Raw genomic sequence first — 18,621 nt, forward strand, 5'->3', positions numbered from 1 at the left:
GCACGATAGTGTTCTCGCGAAAGTGCTCTCCCTGAAGATTATCGTTCCGCACGCTCCAGCGTGGGAACGCTGTTCTGGACGCTCTGCGTCCGATCTTGAACGCGGAGCATTGGCACGATAGTTAGTGTGTACTTCAGCGCTACGGATTACTTGCCGATCACTTCACCGCGCATCGGTGCCAGTCGGGCGATGAGGCGGTTTTGTACGGGGACCGGCACCTTTTCGGTGTCCATCGAGGCGATGAGGTTTTCGACCAGCGCGTTGAAGTCGCTGGGCGTCAGGTTCTGGCCCTTGTGCGCCTCGGCCATGCTGTCGCCGCTATAGCGGCACGGGCCGCCGGACTCGACGCAGAGTTGCTCGACCAGTTTGTCGCGCAGACGCACGATGTCGACTTTCTTGAAGTGCTCGACGATACGTTGATCCTTGGCCACGTTTATCAGCATGCCTTCGACGATGCGCTGGATACCGGCACGCTGGCCCAGCCCCTGATAGAGGCTGTCATCCACAGGTGGCTGTTGCTGCTGCGCGCAACCGGTCAGTAGCGTCAGCATCATGGCTATCAGCAAGCGCCTCATCAGAAATTTCCCTGCACAGACAGATAGGTGCCGTTCTGGTTGTCCAGCGTGGCGATTTCGCCCAGGCGTGCATAGGCCAGGACCACAGACAGGTGCTTATTGGGAAAATAGCCGAGAAACACATCGGCCCAGTCGCTCTCGCCTGCAAACGACAGGTTGTCCGGCTTCTCGCGATATTCGACGCCCAGCGCCCAGCGCGGATTGAACAGCACGGCTACCGAACCCTCCTTGAGCAGGCTGCGGCTGTCGCGCCGATCGCCGCCGAACCCCAACAGTCCGGTTTCGTTGGCGCGGCTGTAGCGCACGCCGCCGTTGACCACAACGTTGTAGCCGAACGCCGCGCCCATGAACAACCGGCTGGCCGTCAGGTAGCCTTCGACATCCGAGTCACGCCGGGCGCCGACCAGGCTGGGAATCAGGAAATCGTTCTGATGCTTGTACTGCACACCCAGAGAAACCTGCGGCAGGCTTTCGTAGATAAGGTCGCCGAACAGCCGCACCTTGACGCCGAACACGTCCTGACTGAGGTTATCGTCCGGCAGGCTGAGTCTGTGCTGCAGGTTGCTGATATCGAAACGCTGATGCGCATAGGACAACTCCAAGCGGTTGCCATAGGCGACCGCCAGGCCCGCCACATCGAGGTTGTAGTCCGGCAGATTCACGTGCGTGGCGAAAGCGGTAGCGCCCCACTCGCCCTGCTCGCTGTACCCGGTGATCACCGCCCACGGGGTGATACCGCCGCCGGCGCTGCCTTCAATGCTGGTCGCGCCGCCCGTGGCGATCAGCCGGCCGTTGTCGCCCATGGCGGGCGTCGGATCGACGCCCGCCATGCCCACCAGCAAAGACCCCAACAGCAGCGATGTTTTGTGCAACATGGGTTAATTCACCATAAGACCGGGTGAGGTCTGGTACGTGGCAATCCATGCCTCGAACGCCGACGCCGTCAGCGGTCGACTGATCAGGTAACCCTGGGCCGTATCGCAGTGCCAACGCCGGAGCAGGTCCAGGCTGTGTTGATACTCGACACCCTCTGCCACCACCTTCAGTCCGAGGTTGTGGCTCATTTCAATGGTCGACCGCACGATCACCGCGTCTTCGCTGGTTTCATCCAGATTGCGCACGAAAGACTGATCGATTTTCAGCTCCTGCACGGGCAGACGCTTCAAGTGAGCCAATGACGAGTAACCGGTGCCGAAATCGTCGATCGACAGGCTGATGCCGCAATCGCGCAATCGATGCAGTACGATCAGTGCCTTTTCCGGTTCGCTCATGACTGCACTTTCGGTGATCTCGAATAACAGTTGTTCGGCAGGCACGGCGTATTGCTTGAGCAGTTTCACGACATAGCCGACCAGGTCATCGCCCAGCAGGTCGTTCGCGGAAATGTTCACCGACACCTGCAGGACCAGTCCGCGCTGACGCCATTCGGCCAGTTGGCGCATCGCCTCTTCGATCACCCAGTTGGTCAGCAGGTAAATGCTCCCGGTGCGCTCGGCGAGGACGATGAATTCGGCGGGCGAGACACTGCCGAACTGCGGATGAGCCCAGCGCAATAGCGCTTCGGCCTGACGTACATAGCCCTGACGGATATCCAGCTTGGGCTGGTAATGCAGCATCAATTCGCCATTCTGCGCGGCCTTGCGCAGGTCACGAATGAGCGTGATCTGTCGCTGGTGGGCCAGGTCACGACCGTCCTGATAGATCTGCAGGCGACCGGGAAGGAACGCGGCGTCCTTGCGGGCAATTACCGCACGGCTGAGCAATTCCTGGGCGGAATCACCGTGTTCCGGGTATACCGTGATACCAATGCAGCACTCAAGCTCCAGCTCATGATTGTCGATACGCTGCGGCTCACTGAGCAGACGCTGCACAGCGTCAGCCATGCCCACCGCGCCATCGCTGGCTGTGTTGTCCAGCAGCAGCAGAAACTCATTGGCCCCCAGACGCGCGACGGTATCGCCGGCGCGCAGATTGCCTTGCAGGCGCTGGCCCACCTGTCGCAACAACTGGTCCACACCTTCGGCGCTCACGCTTTCGCTGATCGTGACGAGGTTTTCGACACTCAGAGATAACAGGGCAACCGCACGATCTGCGGCAATCGAACTGCCCAGACGCTCCATCACCAGCGCACGGTTGGGCAGCCCGGTCAGGTTGTCGTGCAGGGCATTGTGGGCCAACTGCCCCTCGCGCACCGCAATGCCCTGCTGCATGGTGTTGATCGCCTCGGCGAGCATGCCCAGCTCATCACTGCGAACCAGGGTGACCGGGGTTTTATAATCGCCATCACCAATACGTTTGGCCGCCGTGGCCAGGGCCTGAACCGGCAGCGAGACGCTTCGCGCCAGCGCCAGTGTGCCGATCAGCGAAGCCACCAGAGCGGCCATGGAAATCCAGAAGATCTTTTGATTCAGTGGCGCGAATGCCTGATAAGCCTTGTCCAGAGGGCTCTGCAACAGCGCGATGACCTGCCCGTCGCCGCCATTGCTGGTGTTGGCGAGCATCAGGGTCTGGCTGAGAAAGTTGAGGTTCGACTGTTCGGTCAGCAGCATCTGGCCTTCCGATGAGCTGCGCATCAGCTCGATCAGGCCGGCGTGCAGAGCCTCTGGCTGGGTACTGATCAGATCACCGGTCTTGCCGTCCTCTACGGTGAGAAAGGACACTTCCAGACCGCTGAGCGAGCGCAGTTCTTCGGCAATATCGCTGTCGATGGTAAAGCCCATTACCACACGGCCGATCGGCAATGGCGCGAGAACGGTGCTCTCCACCAGCAAATGAGGGTCTCCGCCGCCGGGCACGATGAGCACTGACTGACCGGCACGTTTGGCGCTGCGCAGCGCCTGGTCATAGACAAACCTGGAACCCTCGGGGACTTTCGGTACGGTGCTGGCAATCACCACGCCATCCATACCCAACAGGAACATGTCGCTGGCATTGATGCGTTTGCCATGGTTGAGCAACACCGATCGGATGGTCGAGGAATCGGCACTGGCCACGGCGTCGCGAAAGCCGAAATCGGCTGCCACCAATTGCACGGTGTCACGCAGACGTTTGCCGCGCAGATCGATCAGCCGTTCGAACACACGACTGCCCACCTCCAGTTGCGCCTGGGCCTGGGTACGCACCGCCTCGTCTGTTGCAACCTTGACGGCGAGATAGACCGCACTCACGACAATCAGCAACAGAGCAATCAGCACCCCGGCGATGCGCGCCTGAAAGCTGGCTTTAAATTTCATTAATGCGTGGCCTTGTGGAAAGCGTCACCGAAGCCGCCAGGTGCGGGCTTGCCGGGTTTGTCCTCGGCCTGCATTTCGACCGCGAGGTTGAAACGCCGGGTGAGCCCGGCGGCAGGCACCTCGAACTCGCCGCCCGCTACCGGCTGCATGTCCGCGATCTGCGGGTGCCAGAGGGTGGCGTTGTAGTGCCCGGCGGGCAGCTGATCGAGTTTGAGCTGGCCGTTGCTGTCGGTCACGCCGAACCATGAATCGTCGGTGACGTAGATGTAACCGACCATCCAGTCGTGAATGTTACAGCCCAGCACCACCACGCCGGGCTTGTCGAACAACAGCGGATCCGAGGGCGTGCCCTCGTAAAGTCGCAGCTCGAAGCGCTTGGCCGGAGAAAAGGAGTAGACCTGGTGGCGAATGTTGTCGCTGTTGGGAAACTTGACCTGCGTGCCGGTGTGGATGGCCAGCACATGTGGCGCAAACTCCTGATCACGCTGATCCATCGACGCTTTCAACGCAACGGGTGAAGGATCGGGCGGCCCTTTAAGGGTTACCACCGCATCTGCAAGAGGCTTGCCTTCCTTGTCATTCACCTGCGCGATAAAGGTAGAAGCCGAGGCGCTCGCAGCCGAGGCTAAGCACAGTCCGGCCAGCAATGCCGATATAAATACGTTGGTCATACCTGATTCAACCCATAACGGCAGCGCCGTAAATGAAATAAGCCCGCTCTTTTCCACCTGACAGGCCCAACGACTCATAAATAGCGATTTTCCAACCGCGTTACAGACTATCGACCAAGACTATTGAAACCTGAGAGCCACCGCCCCATCTAAGAGCCATGTTCAACTTCTCAGGTGCCCCATGAACGACCAGCAGACAGACTCGCCAGACTTGCCCAATGACGCAGACGAGCACGACGTGTCTCTGAGTTCCAATAGCACCTCGCTGGCCTTGCCCGGCCAGAACCTGCCCGACAAGGTTTACATCATTCCGATCCACAACCGTCCTTTCTTTCCTGCGCAGGTCCTGCCTGTCATCGTCAATGAGGAGCCGTGGGCCGAAACGCTGGAGCTGGTCAGCAAGTCCGAGCATCATTCGCTGGCGCTGTTTTTCATGGACACTCCACAGGAAGATCCACGCCACTTCAAGACCGACGCGCTCCCCGAGTATGGCACTCTGGTCAAGGTTCACCACGCCAGTCGCGAAAATGGTCGTTTACAGTTCGTCGCGCAGGGCCTGAGTCGTGTGCGCATCCGTACCTGGCTCAAGCATCACCGCCCGCCGTATCTGGTAGAAGTCGAATACCCGCAGCAGCCCAATGAGCCGACCGATGAAGTGAAGGCCTACGGCATGGCCCTGATCAACGCGATCAAGGAATTGCTGCCGCTCAACCCGCTGTACAGCGAAGAGCTGAAGAATTATCTCAACCGTTTCAGCCCCAATGACCCCTCGCCGCTCACCGACTTTGCCGCTGCCCTGACCTCGGCCACTGGTGTAGAGCTGCAGGAAGTACTCGACTGTGTGCCGATGCTCAGGCGCATGGAAAAAGTCCTGCCGATGCTGCGCAAGGAAGTCGAGGTTGCACGCCTGCAGAAGGAAATCTCTGCCGAGGTGAATCGCAAGATCGGCGAGCATCAGCGCCAGTTCTTCCTCAAGGAACAGCTCAAGGTCATTCAGCAGGAGCTGGGCCTGAGCAAGGACGATCGCAGCGCTGACATCGAACAGTTCGAGCAGCGTCTGGAGGGCAAGACCCTGCCACCACAGGCACGCAAGAAGTTCGACGAAGAAATCGGCAAGCTCAAGGTGCTGGAAACCGGCTCGCCCGAATACGCCGTGACACGCAATTACCTGGACTGGACCAGCTCGCTGCCATGGGGCATCTATGGCGCCGACAAGCTGGACCTCAAGCACGCGCGCAAGGTACTCGATCAGCACCATGCCGGGCTCGACGACATCAAGGCGCGGATTCTGGAATTCCTTGCGGTGGGTGCCTACAAAGGTGAAATCAGCGGTTCGATCGTGCTGCTGGTCGGCCCTCCAGGCGTGGGCAAGACCAGTGTCGGGCGCTCGATTGCCGAGTCGCTGGGGCGGCCATTCTATCGCCTGAGCGTGGGCGGCATGCGCGACGAGGCCGAAATCAAGGGCCACCGCCGTACCTACATCGGTGCGCAACCGGGCAAGCTGGTACAGGCGTTGAAAGACGTTGAAGTCATGAACCCGGTCATCATGCTCGATGAAATCGACAAGATGGGCCAGAGCTATCAGGGCGACCCGGCATCTGCACTGCTGGAAACCCTGGACCCGGAACAGAACGTCGAATTCCTCGACCATTATCTGGACCTGCGTCTGGACCTGTCGAAAGTGCTGTTCGTCTGCACCGCCAATACCCTGGACTCGATACCCGGTCCGCTGCTCGACCGGATGGAAGTGATTCGCCTGTCCGGCTATATCACTGAAGAAAAACTGGCGATTGCCAAACGCCACTTGTGGCCCAAGCAACTGGCGAAAGCCGGCGTTGCGAAAAACAAACTGAGCATCAGCGACAGCGCTCTGCGCGCCGTCATCGAAGGCTACGCTCGCGAAGCCGGTGTGCGGCACTTGGAGAAGCAACTTGGCAAGCTGGTGCGCAAGGCGGTGGTCAAACTGCTGGACGAGCCCGATTCGGTGATCAAGATCGGGCCGAAAGACCTCGAAGCGTCGCTGGGCATGCCGGTGTTCCGCAGCGAGCAGGTGCTGTCCGGCACTGGCGTAATCACCGGTCTTGCCTGGACCAGCATGGGCGGCGCTACCCTGCCGATCGAGGCGACGCGCATTCATACGCTCAACCGCGGCTTCAAGCTGACCGGGCAATTGGGCGATGTGATGAAGGAGTCGGCCGAAATTGCCTACAGCTACGTCAGCGCCAATCTGTCGAAGTTTGGTGGCGACGCGAAGTTCTTCGATGAGGCGTTCGTGCACGTACACGTCCCCGAAGGTGCCACCCCGAAAGACGGCCCGAGTGCGGGCGTGACCATGGCCAGCGCCCTGCTGTCCCTGGCCCGCAACCAGCCGCCGAAAAAAGGTGTCGCCATGACCGGCGAACTGACCCTGACCGGGCACGTACTGCCCATCGGCGGCGTACGCGAAAAAGTCATCGCCGCACGCCGCCAGAAGATCCATGAACTGATCCTGCCCGAGCCTAACCGCGGCAACTTCGAAGAACTGCCGGACTATCTCAAGGAAGGCATTACGGTGCACTTCGCCAAACGCTTTGCGGATGTGGTGAAGGTGTTGTTCTAGAGCTTGATAATAGGCAGGCCCCACGCTGAATTGGCACGAGAGGTGTTCTATCGGGCGCCTCTCGTACCGCACGCTCCAGCGTGGGAATGCAGTTCTGGACGCTCTGCGTCCGATCCAGAGCGCGACACCTGTCGTACTCCCCCACAAAACTCCGATCAGTTATCCTTGCGCCTCGTCTCGCAATACCGGAACTTGCCATGACCCCTGCCCGTTTCATTGCCCCGCTGAGTCTTGCGCTGCTGACGGCGTGCGCCCAGACGCCGAAAAACATTGTGTCCATCGACACGCAAAGCGACTGCCCGCTGACACTCACGCCCGGACAGACGCTGATTCTGACGCTGCCCAGCAACCCGACCACCGGCTTTCGCTGGCTGACCCAGAACCCGGCCCAGAATATCCTGCGCAGCCTGGGGCCTGAGGTGTATGCCAACGCCGAGAGCAAGGAGATGGTCGGCAACGATGGGCAATCGGTCTGGCGCTTCAAGGCCACCGATGCCGGGACCGGACGGCTGATGATGGTCTATCAGCAACCCTGGGCACCCGAAGTCGCCCCGGAGCAGACCTTCGAGTGCGCCATCAGCGTGAAGTGAGGCTCTGCGCGCGGCTTGTCCGACAAGACGCACTGCACCATGCATCCCGGCAGCAACTTGGCTAGAATGCCCGCTTTTCAAAGCCTTCGCCGGAACCGCCGTGAGCAAAGAAACCGACCGCATTTTCGCCCAGCCGCTGCCCCAGGTGCCTGACTTCGCCTTCAACGAAGACGTGGTGCGGGTATTCCCGGACATGATCAAACGCTCGGTGCCCGGTTATCCGACGATTGTCGAAAACCTGGGTGTGCTGGCTGCGCAATTTGCGCAGCCAAACACTGTGCTCTATGACCTGGGCAGTTCTCTGGGCGCCGTCACTCAGGCCCTGCGTCGCCATGTACGTGGCGAGGGATGTGAGGTCATCGCGATAGACAACTCCAGTGCCATGGTCGAACGTTGCCGTGAATACCTCAACGCTCAGGACTCCATGTTTCAGGAGTTGTTGCCGGTGCAAGTACTCGAAGGCGATATCCTCGCACTGGAATTCAAACCCGCCTCGGTAGTGGCGCTGAACTTCACCCTGCAATTCATCGCCCCCGAACAGCGTCTGGCATTGCTCGGTCGCATTCGTGACGCACTGGTGCCCGGCGGCGCGCTGATCCTCTCGGAAAAACTGCGCTTCGATGACCAGCAGGAACAGGCTCTGCTGACAGACCTGCACATCGCCTTCAAACGCGCCAACGGCTACAGCGACCTGGAAATCGCCCAGAAGCGCAGCGCCATCGAAAACGTCATGAAACCCGACAGCCTCGAAGAACACCGCCAACGCCTGCTTGCTGCAGGTTTTTCCAAGGTAGTGCCCTGGTTTCAATGCCTTAACTTCATCTCGTTGATTGCCCTGCCATGATTGATCTCGCTCCCCTCGTCCGTCGTCTGGCGGGAACCCCTCTGGCCGATTGGGCCAATGGCCTGCAGGCCCAGCTCGACACCAAGATGGCCAAGGGTCATGGTGACCTGCAGCGATGGCAAAGTGCGCTGGATGCCTTGCCCGACCTGCAGCCCGAGCGAATCGATCTGATCGACAGCTTCACCCTGGAGGCCGAGTGCAACGGCGAGACCCGCACCGTCCTGCGCAAGGCCTTACTGGGCCTGTCACCGTGGCGCAAGGGGCCGTTCAATGTGTTCGGCGTGCACATCGACACCGAATGGCGCTCGGACTGGAAGTGGTCGCGGGTTTCGCCACACCTGGACCTGAAGGGCAAACGCGTTCTGGATGTCGGCTGCGGTAACGGTTATTACCAATGGCGCATGCTTGGCGCCGGGGCCGACAGCGTGATCGGGGTCGACCCCAACTGGCTGTTCTTCTGTCAGTTTCAGGCCATGCAGCGCTATCTGCCTGATCTGCCCGCCTGGCACTTGCCGTTCGCGCTGGAAGACTTGCCCGCCAATCTTGAAGGCTTCGACACGGTGTTCTCGATGGGCGTGCTGTACCACCGCAAATCCCCCATCGACCACCTGCTGGCCCTGAAAGACTGCCTGGTAAAAGGCGGCGAGCTGGTGATGGAAACCCTGGTAGTGCCGGGCGATGTCCATCAGGTGCTGGTTCCGGAGGATCGTTATGCGCAGATGCGCAACGTCTGGTTCCTGCCTTCAGTGCCTGCTCTGGAGCTATGGATGCGCCGTGCCGGTTTCACCGATGTGCGTTGCGTCGACGTCAGCCACACGACGGTCGACGAGCAACGCAGCACCGAGTGGATGCGCTTCCAGTCCCTGAGCGACTATCTGGACCCCAGCGATCACAGCAAGACTGTCGAAGGACTGCCAGCGCCCATGCGTGCGGTGATCGTGGGGCGCAAGCCCTGAGGGATGAGTTATCTGGCTGCCGCCACGATCAACGCCTTCATCTCGGCCACTGCCGCCTTGAAGCCGACGAACAGAGCATGAGCCACCAGCGCGTGGCCGATGTTCAGTTCGTTGATGCCCTTGATCGCTGCGACCGCTTCAACGTTGTGATAATGCAGGCCGTGACCGGCATTGACGATCAGCCCTTGAGCGAGACCAAACGCTACGCCGTCGGCAACCCGCTGCAGCTCTTCAGCGACTTCAGTCGGGGTGTGAGCGTCGGCATAGCGCCCGGTATGAAGTTCGATGGCCGGCGCACCGACGCGCTTTGAAGCGGCGATCTGACGCTCGTCGGCATCGATGAACAGCGAGACCTCGCAGCCAATCTTCGCCAGTCGCTCGACCGCCGCCTTGATCCGCGCTTCCTGCCCGGCCACATCCAGACCGCCTTCGGTGGTCAGTTCCTGCCGTGTTTCAGGCACCAGACAGATATGCGCAGGACGAATGCGTTCGGCAAAGGCGAGCATTTCTTCGGTCACGCCCATCTCGAAATTCATGCGCGTCTGCAAGACGTCCTTGAGCAGCAGGACGTCGCGCTCCTGAATGTGGCGGCGGTCTTCACGCAGGTGAACGGTGATGCCGTCGGCGCCTGCCTCTTCGGCATCCAGGGCAGCCTTGACCGGGTCCGGGTAGCGCGTGCCACGGGCCTGGCGCAAGGTGGCTACGTGGTCGATGTTCACGCCGAGAAGGATACGAGTGCTTTGGGTCACGAGGGTCTCCAGAAAAATGGGCGAGCTGATCGAAGCAGGCTGTAGAGCATAAAGCCTGATCAAGGCTTGCGAAACAGTTCACGACTGACTAACGGGCGACCGCCCAGGTGAACCGCCAGCGCCTGACGCATCAGACGCTTGGCAGCGGACAGCGCGCCGGGCACGCTCCAGTCTGCTTCGGACATGGCCAGCAATTCCGCGCCCTGAAACAGACCGGGCTGAAGCAGGTACACACGCTCGAGCCCGGCATCGACCTGCAGGCGATACATGCCATCAATGGCCAGCGGTTCGCCGTTGATGTCGGCGTCCATCGCGAAGCCATAGCCCAGGTCATCCAGCAGCCGCCATTCGAACGAACGCAGCAACGGCTCCAGCGGACGCCCCAGAGAAAGGGCCAGCAACGTGGCAGCGTAATGTTCGAACACGGCAGGATGAGGGTCTTCGGCAGGCAACAGGCGAATCAGCAGTTCGTTGAGGTACATGCCGCTGAACAGCGCCTCGCCGGTCATCCAGGTAGCGACGCCTGCGCTTTCCATGCGACCGACGTTCTTCAGCTCGCCCCGCCCTCGAAACTCGACCTCGAGGGGCACGAACGGGCGTGCCAGCGAACCCGCCTTGCCCTTGGCACTGCGCAGCACGGCACGCAGACGGCCCTGAGGCGTGAGGAAGTCGACCAGCGCGCTGTTTTCGCGATACGCACGACTGTGGAGCACATAAGCAGGTTGGCCGGTAGGCGTGCTCATCAGGCTGGCTCGAAAGGGAAGTGTTCGCCCGACCATGGGAAGGTCAGGCGAAAGGACAGCTTAGAGGTCGCCGTAGCCAAGGGAACGCAGTGCGCGCTCGTCATCGGACCAGCCACCTTTGACCTTGACCCACAGGTTGAGCATCACCTTGGAATCGAAGAGCAATTCCATATCACGACGCGCATCACTGCCGATGCGCTTGATGCGATCGCCCTTGTCGCCAATGATGATCTTCTTCTGCCCGTCGCGCTCGACGAGAATCAGCGCGTGGATATGCAGGGTGCGGCCCTGCTGTTTGAATTCTTCGATCTCGACGGTGATCTGGTACGGAAGCTCGGCACCCAACTGGCGCATGATCTTCTCGCGAACCAGTTCGGCAGCCAGAAAGCGGCTGCTGCGATCGGTGATCTGGTCTTCCGGGAAGAAATGGTCATTCTCGGGCAGGTGCGAGGCAATCAGGCTTTCCAGCGCTTCGAGGTTGTGACCATGCTGCGCGGAGATCGGCACGATGGACGCATTCGGCAGCTGGCCCTGCAGCCACTCCAGATGCGGCATCAGGTCGCTCTTGTCCTCGATGCGATCGGTCTTGTTGATCGCCAGGATGACCGGCCCCTGGACATACTGAACGCGCTCCAGAACCATCTGGTCTTCGTCTGTCCAGCGGGTGCGATCGACGACGAAGATGACCACGTCGACGTCCTTCAGCGCCGCCGAAGCAGTCTTGTTCATGTAACGGTTGAGCGCTTTCTCGCCATTCTTGTGCATGCCGGGAGTATCGACATAGATGGCCTGCACCGTGCCCTCGGTCTTGATGCCCAGCATGTTGTGGCGCGTGGTCTGCGGCTTGCGCGAGGTGATCGCGAGCTTCTGGCCGAGAATGTGGTTAAGCAGCGTGGACTTGCCTACGTTGGGACGGCCGACAATGGCAACATAGCCACAGCGTGTTGCGGTTGTATCATTCATGACCGTTCTCCACGCCCAGGGCGATGAGTGCTGCTGCGGCGGCTACCTGTTCGGCAATCCGGCGGCTGACACCCTGTCCTCGGCTTTTTTCATTCAATAGGTTGATCTCGCATTCGACGAAAAACGTCCGGCAATGCGGTTCGCCCTGGATATCCACCACCTCGTAACGCGGCAGTTCGCAGGCCCGCGACTGGAGGAATTCCTGCAGTCGGGTCTTGGGGTCCTTGTTGGTGTCCACCAGCGTCAGGCTGTCAAACTCGGTTGTCAGCCAGGCCAGGACGCGCTCGCGCGCCGCCTCCATGCCTGCATCCAGATAGATCGCCCCGATCAGTGCCTCAAGCGCGTCGGCGAGAATCGACTCACGCCGGAAACCACCGCTTTTCAACTCGCCCGAGCCAAGGCGCAGGTACTCGCCCAGATCGAAACCACGGGCCAGCAACGCCAGGGTTTCGCCCTTCACCAGCCGCGCCCGCAAGCGGGACAACTGGCCTTCGCGAGCCTGGGGGAAACGCTCGAACAGCGCCTCGCCGGCCACGAAGTTGAGAATGGCATCACCGAGAAACTCCAGACGCTCATTGTTGCGACCGGCAAAACTGCGATGGGTCAGGGCCAGGACCATCAGCTCCTGATCCTTGAAGGTGTAGCCGAGCTGACGCTCAAGGCGGCTCAAGGATACGCTCACGGTTTACCCACGCTGAATTGCTTGTCGAACTTCAACACCAGATCGATGTTCTGGAACCACGGTTCACGCTGCTCATAGTTCAAATGAGCCTGGAACGCATTGTTCTCCACCGTCACTTTCAACGCCTTGTTCAAATCTATATCCCGAATGCTGTTGACCTGCATGTTCTTACCGACATAACCGTAAAAATCGTCGACCGTGGTGATGTCCAGGGTCTTGTTGGTGTCGACCGCTTCGATGATTTTCTTCATCGTCATGTAGTCGAGGTAATGCGGGACCAGCTTGAAGGCCGTGCTCGTCGCAAACGCGACCAGCGCCAGCACCAACAGCCAGCCCACGAGAGAAAAGCCTTTTTGAGAAGTAGAGAACGTCATGTTCGACTTCGACCTCAAGAGTACAACGCCTCCTGACCGGGTCGACTCATGCTTCAGAGGCGTTTCCAGTCAGCCCGAATGACATGCGGCGCTGCTCAGGCAGCGCCGCATCGATTACTTGATCAGCCCTACGCGCACAAAATTGGGGAAGTGGCTCAGTTTCGGCTCGGGCCAGCTCATCCACACCGCGAACGCCTTGCCTACGATGTTCTTGTCCGGGACCATGCCCAGTTCGTCCTTGGGAATGTTGGGATCATCCCAGTAACGGCTGTCGTTGGAGTTGTCACGGTTGTCGCCCATCATGAAGTAGTGCGCGGCAGGCACTGTCCATTCACTGTCAGGCGGCGCGCGGTAACGGCTCATTTCCTGACGGATCTGATGTTCGACTTCGCCCAGCTGCTCTTCATAGAGCTCCGCGCTGCCCAGTGTACCGGGCTCGGTGCCGATCAGCTTCTTGGCCACCAGCTCACCATTGACGAACAAACGCTTGTCGCTGGTGTAGCGGATACGATCACCCGGCAGACCGACGACACGCTTGATGTAATTGACGCTCGGGTCGCTCGGATAGCGGAACACCATCACGTCGCCACGCTGCGGATCACCGATCTGAATCACTTTCTGGTCCAGTACCGGCAGGCGAATGCCATACGCGAACTTGTTGACCAGAATGAAATCCCCCACATCCAGCGTCGGCTTCATGGAGCCCGAAGGAATCTGGAACGGCTCGACCAGAAACGAACGAAGCACCAGCACGATGAACAACACCGGGAAGAACGATTTACCGTACTCGACCAGCAAAGGCTCCTTGTTCAAGCGCTCCACGACAGCAATGTCAGGTTCGCCCACGCTGCCCTGATAGTTGGAAATGGCAGCCCGGCGACGAGGCGCCAGGATGACCAGATCAATCAGTGCAAGCACGCCACAGACGAAGACAGCGATGACCAACAACAGCGGGAAATTTAGTGACATAGGACCTGACTATTCCAACCTGAGCACTGCAAGGAAGGCTTCCTGTGGAATTTCCACGTTGCCGACCTGCTTCATGCGTTTCTTACCGGCCTTTTGCTTCTCCAGCAATTTACGCTTGCGGCTGACGTCACCGCCGTAGCATTTGGCCAATACGTTCTTTCTAAGCGCCTTGACGGTTGTCCGGGCCACAATCTGACCGCCGATAGCCGCCTGAATTGCCACGTCGAACATCTGTCGAGGGATCAGCTCTTTCATCTTCTCGGTCAACGCACGCCCTTTGTAGTGTGCGTTGTCGCGGTGAACGATCAGGGCCAGGGCGTCGACCTTCTCGGCGTTGATCAGAACGTCGAGCTTGACCAGGTTGGCCGACTGGTAGCGATCAAAATGATAATCCAGCGAAGCATAACCGCGGCTGACAGACTTGAGACGATCGAAGAAGTCCAGAACCACTTCGTTCATCGGCAAATCGTAGCTCACCTGAACCTGCGTGCCGAGGAACAGCATGTCGTGCTGTACGCCACGTTTTTCGATGCACAACGTAATGACGTTGCCCAGGTGCTCCTGCGGCACAAGAATATTTGCGCGAACGATGGGCTCGCGCATGTCTTCGATGGCCGACAGGTCAGGCAGCTTGGAAGGGTTATCGACGTAAATCGTTTCGCCGGTCTTGAGCAACAGCTCGAAGATTACGGTTGGTGCGGTGGTGATCAGGTCGAGATTGTACTCACGCTCAAGGCGCTCCTGGATGATCTCCATGTGCAGCATGCCGAGGAAGCCACAGCGGAAGCCGAAGCCCAGCGCGTCGGAGCTCTCGGGCAGGTATTGCAGTGAAGAGTCGTTCAGGGTCAGCTTTTGCAGCGCTTCACGGAAGTCTTCGAAGTCGTCCGAACTGACCGGGAACAGACCTGCATAGACTTGCGGCTGAATACGCTTGAAGCCGGGCAGCACGTCCACGTCTGGCGTGGTGCTCAGGGTCAGGGTGTCACCGACCGGCGCACCGTGAATGTCCTTGATGCCGGCAATGATGAAGCCTACTTCGCCCGCTTTCAGATCGACGGTCGCGGAGTGCTTGGGGTTGAACACGCCCACGCTGTCGACCAGATGCAGCTTGCCGGTCGACTTGACGAGAATCTTGTCGCCCTTTTTGACGCGACCGTGGCGAACACGTACCAGAGACACGACGCCCAGGTAGTTGTCGAACCAGGAGTCGATGATCAACGCCTGCAGCGGGTCTTCGATATTGCCGGTCGGTGCCGGAATGGTCGCGACCAGACGCTCGAGGACCTCGTCCACGCCCATGCCGCTCTTGGCGCTGCACGCCACGGCATCGGTGGCGTCGATGCCGATGATCTTCTCGATCTCTTCCTTGACGCGGTCCGGATCGGCCTGCGGCAAGTCCATCTTGTTCAGTACCGGCATGACCTCAAGGCCCTGCTCGATGGCGGTGTAGCAGTTGGCGACCGATTGCGCCTCGACGCCCTGCCCTGCATCGACCACCAGCAACGCACCTTCGCACGCGGCCAGAGAGCGGCTGACTTCGTAGGTGAAGTCGACGTGCCCGGGGGTGTCAATGAAGTTCAGCTGGTAGGTGATACCGTCTTTGGCCTTGTAATACAGGGTGACGCTATGGGCCTTGATGGTGATCCCGCGCTCGCGCTCAAGATCCATGGAGTCGAGCACCTGCGCTTCCATTTCGCGCTCGGTCAGGCCGCCGCACATTTGAATGAAGCGGTCGGCCAGCGTCGACTTGCCATGGTCAATGTGGGCGATGATGGAGAAATTGCGGATATGACTCAAATCACTCACGGATCAACACTCAAAAAGGTTGCAGGCAGATTGCCCGCCGAAAAATAGCCGGGAATTGTACCTGAACTAAGCAAGAGGCGTCACGCTTACAGGCACCCGGATCGGCGCACGGTAAACAAACGGGCACAAAAAAGGGTGGCCATGGCCACCCTTTCCGCTTAAACCGACCGGTTACTCGGACAGCTTGAAGGTGATGAAGGTCGCACGCCCCTGACGCAGAACGCGCATCGAGACAGAGCGATCCTTGGGCAGGCTTTTCGCCACCTCGGTGAACTGCTTGCTGGACGTGATCGCCTGGTTGTTCAGATGGGTGATGACATCACCCGCCTGCAGACCGATCAGCGAAGCCGGACCGCCTGTGACTTCCTTGATGGCGACGCCACCTTTGAGGTCCAGGGACTTCTTCTGCTCGGCGGTCAACTCGATCACCGATACGCCCAGGCGATTGCTGCTGCGCTCGGCACCCGTACCGCCAACATCGCCCATTTCCTGACCTTCATCAGGCAGTGCGCCGACGGTGACCGTGAGCTTCTGACGCTTGCCGTCACGAATCACTTCAAGTTCGGCCTTGCTGCCGTCCTTGAGGTTGCCGATCAGGTGCGGCAGGTCAGCCGACATGACGATTGGCTGGCCGTTGGCGCTCAGAATCACGTCACCCACCTGCACGCCGCCCTTGGCAGCCGGGCCGTCTTCAAGCACTTGTGCAACCAGCGCGCCGGCAGGCTTGTCCAGGCCAAACGACTCGGCCAGGTCCTTGTTCACTTCCTGGATGACCACACCCAGCCAGCCGCGGCTGACTTTGCCGTTAGCCTTGAGCTGGTTGGCTACATCCATGGCGACGTCGATCGGAATCGCGAACGACAGGCCCATGAAGCCACCGGAGCGAGTGAAGATCTGCGAGTTGATCCCGACGACCTCGCCAGCCATGTTGAACAGCGGTCCACCCGAGTTACCCGGGTTGATGGCAACGTCGGTCTGGATGAACGGCACATAGGTGTCGTTAGGCAGGCTGCGCCCTTTGGCACTGACGATACCCTTGGTCACGGAGTGATCGAAGCCGAACGGCGAGCCGATCGCCAGAACCCATTCGCCAACCTTGAGCGTATTGGAATTGCCCAGTTTGGCGGTCGGCAGATCCTTGCCGTCGATTTTCAGGACAGCAACGTCGGTACGCGGATCGGTACCGACCAGCTTGGCCTTCAACTCGCTGCGGTCGGACAGGCGTACGAGAATCTCGTCAGCACCATCGATCACATGATTGTTGGTCAGAACGTAGCCGTCAGGGGAGATGATGAAGCCCGAGCCGAGGGACTGAGCCTCACGCTGGCGATCACCCTTGCCTGCACCAGAGCCTGGCGGACGCGAACCCGGCGGCATGCTGCGCTCGAGAAACTCGCGAAGCATCGGCGGCAGGCCTTCCAGATCAGGCATCTGCTGATTGGCGACGGCACGGTCCGGCAACTTCTGGCGCGTACTGATATTCACCACCGCGGGCGATGCCTGCTCGACCAGCCCGGTGAAGTCCGGCAGGTTTTCGGCATGAGCCGTAACAACCTGACCGAGCATCAGCACAGCGGCAATCAATGAAAAGTAGGATTTCATGCGTGGTATCGACATATGGCTCCCGTTCGTAACGAGGAAAAAATTAAGCAGTCCGAAGCAACCGATTCAAAGACCTCAAGCAGCGATGCTCATCTCTGGATCAGCGACATGGCCTCTGGAAACGACAAAAGGCCAGAGCTGCGAGGCTGTGACCTATAGAAAAAAAACAGAGCTTTTGCAATCTGCAAACCTCACCAAACATTTCAGCGCCTTTGCTCAAGCCAGGTCGAGTGCGGCCTGGCGGCTTCTGTAACCCAGGATGAAAATTTTTACATCCTGAGAGCCGTGACTCCAAATGTTTATTTATTGGCTGAAGGTTCGTCGTTACGCATCGACAATGCTATGCGCTCCGCAGTACCCATCGGGACTTCTCCGACGACCGTCACCATCATGTCGCCCTGCGGCGTTGTCAGACGGCGCGACACGGCCACTGTCGGGCCTAGCTGGGTGCGAATATCCGAAGAAGCCCCGCCTTTCACCGCTTCGATGAACACCGAAAAACGCGCCAGACCGTCGCTGTACATGAGATGTGTCACAGGCGACTGCGTAGAAGAGTCCTTGCGCACGCCACTGCTGCTGACGTCAAAGCCCGGCGGCAGCCAGTCGGAATGCCAGGCAACCGGGCTTATGGAGGCCTCGGGCTTGGTCTTCACCACGGAAACAGGCTTGCAGTCGGGACTGGTTTTGAGCATCTGCTCGGACAGGACGCTGGCGGTATCAAGATCGGTAAACTGAAAACGCTCGAGCAGTTGCCCCTTCTCACTCAACAGAAGCGACTTGAGCACGAGGCCGGTTTCATTATCCAGGTGCAGTTCGAGGCCGTATCGGTGCTGGTCCTTGGGGGACAGCGCAACGATAGTTGCCTGACGACCGGCCACTCTGGATTTGCCGGCAATTTTCATGTCGTACCAGGCGGAAAGTCTTTTGACATCGAATGCACGGGCGGAAGAGTCGGCCGGATTGGCCACACCCGCTTCAAGCGTGCCGCTGACGCAGTGAGTGAGCCCGTCAACACGCAATACTTCCTGGGCAGAGCCGTCAAGCTGCAGCAAGCGCTCCTGAATATGGCCGTCCGCTATGCGGTGCCAGATTCGATGGGTAGAAAAACTACCGTTGCGCTCGTATACAAACGTACCTTGATAGCTTTGCTGCTGATCAACCTTGGCAAGACGATTGATAGCGTCTTGCGCATCATCAGCCTGTACCGGGAGGGCAAGCCATCCACCAAGCAGTAATGGCAGTAGAGGGACGGCTCGCATGATCCT

Annotated in this window: 17 protein-coding genes; 4 read left to right on the top strand and 13 right to left on the bottom strand. The window is 59.5% G+C overall.

Going from position 1 to position 18,621, the window contains the following annotated elements:
• Nucleotides 1-146: 146 nt before the first annotated feature.
• The 4 genes from BLR20_RS17560 to BLR20_RS17575 are packed head-to-tail and all read right to left on the bottom strand — an operon-like array spanning nt 147 to nt 4,479.
• The gene (locus BLR20_RS17560) at nt 147-575 is read right to left on the bottom strand and encodes a group I truncated hemoglobin (RefSeq protein WP_054993445.1); all 429 of its coding nucleotides are present in this window, start codon (nt 573-575) and stop codon (nt 147-149) included.
• Nucleotides 575-1,450 carry a DUF3034 family protein gene (locus tag BLR20_RS17565; protein ID WP_054993446.1) on the bottom strand — a complete coding sequence of 292 codons (876 nt, stop codon included), beginning with the start codon at nt 1,448-1,450 and terminating at the stop codon, nt 575-577. The genes BLR20_RS17560 and BLR20_RS17565 overlap by 1 nt, the downstream gene beginning before the upstream one ends.
• Nucleotides 1,451-1,453: 3 nt before the next feature.
• Complete coding sequence (locus BLR20_RS17570; RefSeq protein WP_054993447.1) at nt 1,454-3,808, bottom strand: putative bifunctional diguanylate cyclase/phosphodiesterase; 2,355 nt, start codon at nt 3,806-3,808, stop codon at nt 1,454-1,456.
• The gene (locus tag BLR20_RS17575) at nt 3,808-4,479 is read right to left on the bottom strand and encodes a methylamine utilization protein (protein ID WP_010431604.1); all 672 of its coding nucleotides are present in this window, start codon (nt 4,477-4,479) and stop codon (nt 3,808-3,810) included. Before BLR20_RS17575 ends, BLR20_RS17570 begins: the two co-directional genes overlap by 1 nt.
• A 181-nt stretch (nt 4,480-4,660) precedes the next feature.
• Here BLR20_RS17575 and lon point away from each other — a divergent pair, with 181 nt between their 5' ends.
• The 4 genes from lon (at nt 4,661) to cmoB (ending at nt 9,468) form a co-directional block, all read left to right on the top strand.
• A complete protein-coding gene (gene lon, locus BLR20_RS17580) occupies nt 4,661-7,078 on the top strand; it encodes an endopeptidase La (RefSeq protein WP_010431600.1) in 2,418 nt (805 codons plus the stop codon).
• A gap of 197 nt (nt 7,079-7,275) precedes the next feature.
• On the top strand, nt 7,276-7,668 hold the full coding sequence (locus BLR20_RS17590; protein WP_054993448.1) for a protease inhibitor I42 family protein: 393 nt from the start codon (nt 7,276-7,278) through the stop codon (nt 7,666-7,668).
• Nucleotides 7,669-7,768: 100 nt separating this feature from the next.
• Nucleotides 7,769-8,512, top strand: a complete 744-nt coding sequence (gene cmoA / locus BLR20_RS17595; RefSeq protein ID WP_054993449.1) for a carboxy-S-adenosyl-L-methionine synthase CmoA — start codon at nt 7,769-7,771, stop codon at nt 8,510-8,512.
• Nucleotides 8,509-9,468, top strand: a complete 960-nt coding sequence (gene cmoB, locus BLR20_RS17600; RefSeq protein ID WP_054993450.1) for a tRNA 5-methoxyuridine(34)/uridine 5-oxyacetic acid(34) synthase CmoB — start codon at nt 8,509-8,511, stop codon at nt 9,466-9,468. The genes cmoA and cmoB overlap by 4 nt, the downstream gene beginning before the upstream one ends.
• 8 nt (nt 9,469-9,476) lie before the next feature.
• Here the strand turns inward: cmoB and pdxJ are convergent, their stop codons facing one another.
• The 9 genes from pdxJ to BLR20_RS17645 all read right to left on the bottom strand — a co-directional run bounded on the left by pdxJ (nt 9,477) and on the right by BLR20_RS17645 (nt 18,615).
• A complete protein-coding gene (pdxJ, locus tag BLR20_RS17605; RefSeq protein WP_010431588.1) occupies nt 9,477-10,217 on the bottom strand; it encodes a pyridoxine 5'-phosphate synthase in 741 nt (246 codons plus the stop codon).
• Nucleotides 10,218-10,276: 59 nt separating this feature from the next.
• Nucleotides 10,277-10,960, bottom strand: coding sequence for a DNA repair protein RecO (gene recO, locus BLR20_RS17610; RefSeq protein WP_003413003.1), 684 nt, complete (start codon nt 10,958-10,960; stop codon nt 10,277-10,279).
• Between the two features lie 60 nt (nt 10,961-11,020).
• Nucleotides 11,021-11,923, bottom strand: coding sequence for a GTPase Era (gene era / locus BLR20_RS17615; RefSeq protein ID WP_010431585.1), 903 nt, complete (start codon nt 11,921-11,923; stop codon nt 11,021-11,023).
• Nucleotides 11,916-12,605, bottom strand: a complete 690-nt coding sequence (gene rnc, locus BLR20_RS17620) for a ribonuclease III (protein WP_002554906.1) — start codon at nt 12,603-12,605, stop codon at nt 11,916-11,918. Before rnc ends, era begins: the two co-directional genes overlap by 8 nt.
• Nucleotides 12,602-12,979: a DUF4845 domain-containing protein gene (locus BLR20_RS17625; protein WP_010431582.1), complete on the bottom strand. Its 378-nt coding sequence runs from the start codon at nt 12,977-12,979 to the stop codon at nt 12,602-12,604. The genes rnc and BLR20_RS17625 overlap by 4 nt, the downstream gene beginning before the upstream one ends.
• Before the next feature lie 114 nt (nt 12,980-13,093).
• The gene (lepB, locus tag BLR20_RS17630; RefSeq protein ID WP_010431579.1) at nt 13,094-13,948 is read right to left on the bottom strand and encodes a signal peptidase I; all 855 of its coding nucleotides are present in this window, start codon (nt 13,946-13,948) and stop codon (nt 13,094-13,096) included.
• Nucleotides 13,949-13,957: 9 nt separating this feature from the next.
• The gene (lepA, locus tag BLR20_RS17635; protein ID WP_003413009.1) at nt 13,958-15,754 is read right to left on the bottom strand and encodes a translation elongation factor 4; all 1,797 of its coding nucleotides are present in this window, start codon (nt 15,752-15,754) and stop codon (nt 13,958-13,960) included.
• Between the two features lie 171 nt (nt 15,755-15,925).
• Nucleotides 15,926-17,356 (bottom strand): DegQ family serine endoprotease, encoded by a 1,431-nt coding sequence (locus BLR20_RS17640; RefSeq protein WP_390175902.1) that lies wholly within the window; start codon nt 17,354-17,356, stop codon nt 15,926-15,928.
• Nucleotides 17,357-17,655: 299 nt separating this feature from the next.
• Nucleotides 17,656-18,615 (bottom strand): MucB/RseB C-terminal domain-containing protein, encoded by a 960-nt coding sequence (locus BLR20_RS17645; protein ID WP_054993451.1) that lies wholly within the window; start codon nt 18,613-18,615, stop codon nt 17,656-17,658.
• Between the last annotated feature and the right edge of the window lie 6 nt (nt 18,616-18,621).

It is taken from the genome of Pseudomonas congelans, from assembly GCF_900103225.1.
Lineage (GTDB): Bacteria > Pseudomonadota > Gammaproteobacteria > Pseudomonadales > Pseudomonadaceae > Aquipseudomonas > Aquipseudomonas congelans.

Bases quoted from the DNA above. Each gene is read 5' to 3' on its own strand.
- lon (WP_010431600.1), top strand. From the start codon at position 4,661: ATGAACGACCAGCAGACAGACTCGCCAGACTTGCCCAATGACGCAGAC.
- lepB (WP_010431579.1), bottom strand. From the start codon at position 13,948: ATGTCACTAAATTTCCCGCTGTTGTTGGTCATCGCTGTCTTCGTCTGT.
- BLR20_RS17575 (WP_010431604.1), bottom strand. From the start codon at position 4,479: ATGACCAACGTATTTATATCGGCATTGCTGGCCGGACTGTGCTTAGCC.
- BLR20_RS17625 (WP_010431582.1), bottom strand. From the start codon at position 12,979: ATGACGTTCTCTACTTCTCAAAAAGGCTTTTCTCTCGTGGGCTGGCTG.
- BLR20_RS17560 (WP_054993445.1), bottom strand. From the start codon at position 575: ATGAGGCGCTTGCTGATAGCCATGATGCTGACGCTACTGACCGGTTGC.
- recO (WP_003413003.1), bottom strand. From the start codon at position 10,960: ATGAGCACGCCTACCGGCCAACCTGCTTATGTGCTCCACAGTCGTGCG.
- BLR20_RS17640 (WP_390175902.1), bottom strand. From the start codon at position 17,356: ATGAAATCCTACTTTTCATTGATTGCCGCTGTGCTGATGCTCGGTCAG.
- BLR20_RS17565 (WP_054993446.1), bottom strand. From the start codon at position 1,450: ATGTTGCACAAAACATCGCTGCTGTTGGGGTCTTTGCTGGTGGGCATG.
- BLR20_RS17570 (WP_054993447.1), bottom strand. From the start codon at position 3,808: ATGAAATTTAAAGCCAGCTTTCAGGCGCGCATCGCCGGGGTGCTGATT.
- era (WP_010431585.1), bottom strand. From the start codon at position 11,923: ATGAATGATACAACCGCAACACGCTGTGGCTATGTTGCCATTGTCGGC.
- BLR20_RS17590 (WP_054993448.1), top strand. From the start codon at position 7,276: ATGACCCCTGCCCGTTTCATTGCCCCGCTGAGTCTTGCGCTGCTGACG.
- cmoB (WP_054993450.1), top strand. From the start codon at position 8,509: ATGATTGATCTCGCTCCCCTCGTCCGTCGTCTGGCGGGAACCCCTCTG.
- BLR20_RS17645 (WP_054993451.1), bottom strand. From the start codon at position 18,615: ATGCGAGCCGTCCCTCTACTGCCATTACTGCTTGGTGGATGGCTTGCC.